Origin of the sequence: Oceanobacillus luteolus (genome assembly GCF_042678205.1) — a bacterium.
Taxonomy (GTDB): Bacteria; Bacillota; Bacilli; order Bacillales; family Amphibacillaceae; genus Oceanobacillus; species Oceanobacillus luteolus.
Map to the genome: position 1 here is coordinate 1 of NZ_JBHUDE010000087.1, position 2007 is coordinate 2007.

Here is a 2007-nt window from a genome sequence, read left to right on the forward strand (position 1 = left end):
CACCTGACTAAATCCATTATAAAGGACTTTTTATTTGCATTAAAGTAAATTAGCGAAAATTCGGGGTCTTGTTAATATTTAATCTTAATTAATGCAACGCTAGTGTGTTAGAATAAATATATAACGATTGGGAGGTTATTCTATTGACTAAGTCAAAGCGAGATGAGAAATCAGCTGAATTAGCGAACCAAATTCTAGAAAACTACCAACCAGAGACCGTAGAAGATATGCAGAATGCACTCAAAGATATATTTGGACCTATGTTTGAATCCATGTTGAAGGGTGAAATGAATCATCATTTAGGTTACGAATCGAATGATAAAACGGAAAAAGAGACAGAAAACAGACGCAATGGTTACGGGAAGAAAACCATTAAAGCAAGTTCGGGTGAGGTGGACATCAAGGTGCCAAGAGATCGTGATGGTTCCTTTAATCCTGAACTAATCCCAAAACGGAAAAAGGACGTCTCTGCGATTGAAAATAAAGTGATTTCCATGTATGCACGTGGGATGTCGCAGCGAGATATTTCTTCTACGATTCAAGATATCTATGGTTTTTCAGTGTCCCATGAAATGGTATCCGATATTACAGATCAGGTTCTTCCTGAACTGGAAGAATGGCAAACCAGACCGTTAAGTAACTGTTACGCCTTTGTTTTTGTAGATTGTATGTACACAACGATTCGCAATCAATATGAAACCAAGAAATATGCCGTCTACACGATTTTAGGATACACCATGGAGGGCAATAAAGAAATTCTTGGCTTATGGTTAAATGAAACGGAAAGTAAGCACAAATGGATGCAGATTTTTGATGAAATCAAGGCGAGAGGAGTCGAAGATATTTTCTTTATATCCATGGATGGGGTAAGTGGTTTGGAAGAAGGATCACGTGCCATTTTTCCGGATGTCATCGTACAACGATGTATGGTTCATTTGATTCGTAACTCCGTCAAATATGTCCCAAGCAAGGATTATAAAACGTTCACCAAAACCCTAAAGAAAGTCTATGGTGCATCAAGCCTCAAGGCTTGCCTAAGTGCCTTTGAATCCTTTCAACAACAATGAGCTGCTTATCCAGGAGCTATTGATGTTTGGACAAGAAACTTCCACCATGTCGAACAGCTTTATGATTATGGAAGTGCCATTCGTAAAGTTATGTACACAACCAACGCAGTAGAAAGTATCCATTCCAGCTTCAGAAAAGTAACCAAAAAAGGAGCATTCCCCAACGAGAACGCTCTATTAAAAGTATTATTTTTACGAGTAAAAGAACTCGAAACAAAATGGGAAGGTGGCCATATCCAAAACTGGGCAATGGTTATGAACCAACTACTTCTCCATGAAAATCTAAAAGATAGGGCTTTAAAATATCTTGAGTAAGTTTGAACTTACACACTTTATTTGACAAACCCAGTTGAGGTTCTTTTTCAGGATGTACCGATTCGGGAGTATCAATTAATAATAATCTTACCCTTTCTTTTTCGCCATTCTCAAATTCAACTATAATTGTATCGCCATCAACAACTCTGTCAATCGTAACAACTTCTTTATCCGCCGCAATACTTTCTGTAGCTGCAGCATTTTCATTTAAAACTGAATCTAGCTCATCACAACCAGTAATCAGAAATGTAATAGCTACTAATATCAATAATATTTTATTCATTAAATTCAACCACATTTAGAACAATATTTAACGAAATTAGGCGCGTCATCCCACATTGGTTTCAATTCATTTTCACATTCGCTACATATACTAACGGTTTTCATCTTCTTGCCATTTAGCGTCATTATAGCTGCTTGTTTCTTCGCTTCTTCCAGGCTATCAAAGGTTAAAAATTCGGCTGTACAACCACCAACATTACAAATAGCGGTTTGCAAATAAGCTTTCCCATCTTCTTCCCACACGTCAAATTGATACTCTTTATTTTTAATTATGTCGCTAATTCTTTTGTAAGCGTCAAACAATGAACACCTTCTATTAAATATCCGTTCTTGAGATAATCTC

1 protein-coding gene and 2 pseudogenes are annotated in these 2007 nt (G+C 36.8%); 1 reads left to right on the forward strand and 2 read right to left on the reverse strand.

The window, feature by feature from the left end; all coding sequences use genetic code 11:
• Window positions 1-143: 143 nt before the first annotated feature.
• Window positions 144-1382, forward strand: a pseudogene (locus ACFSBH_RS12330) (IS256 family transposase).
• On the opposite strand, the gene ACFSBH_RS12335 reads toward ACFSBH_RS12330, so the two are convergent.
• The gene (locus ACFSBH_RS12335) at window positions 1321-1665 is read right to left on the reverse strand and encodes a thermonuclease family protein (RefSeq protein ID WP_251517978.1); all 345 of its coding nucleotides are present in this window, start codon (window positions 1663-1665) and stop codon (window positions 1321-1323) included. The pseudogene ACFSBH_RS12330 and the gene ACFSBH_RS12335 sit on opposite strands and share 62 nt — an antisense overlap.
• A 5-nt stretch (window positions 1666-1670) precedes the next feature.
• Window positions 1671-2007 (reverse strand): annotated as a pseudogene (locus tag ACFSBH_RS12340) (hypothetical protein); the annotation flags it as partial.

Excerpts from the sequence above, each read along its gene's own strand:
- ACFSBH_RS12335 (WP_251517978.1), bottom strand. The coding sequence starts at position 1,665 with ATGAATAAAATATTATTGATATTAGTAGCTATTACATTTCTGATTACT.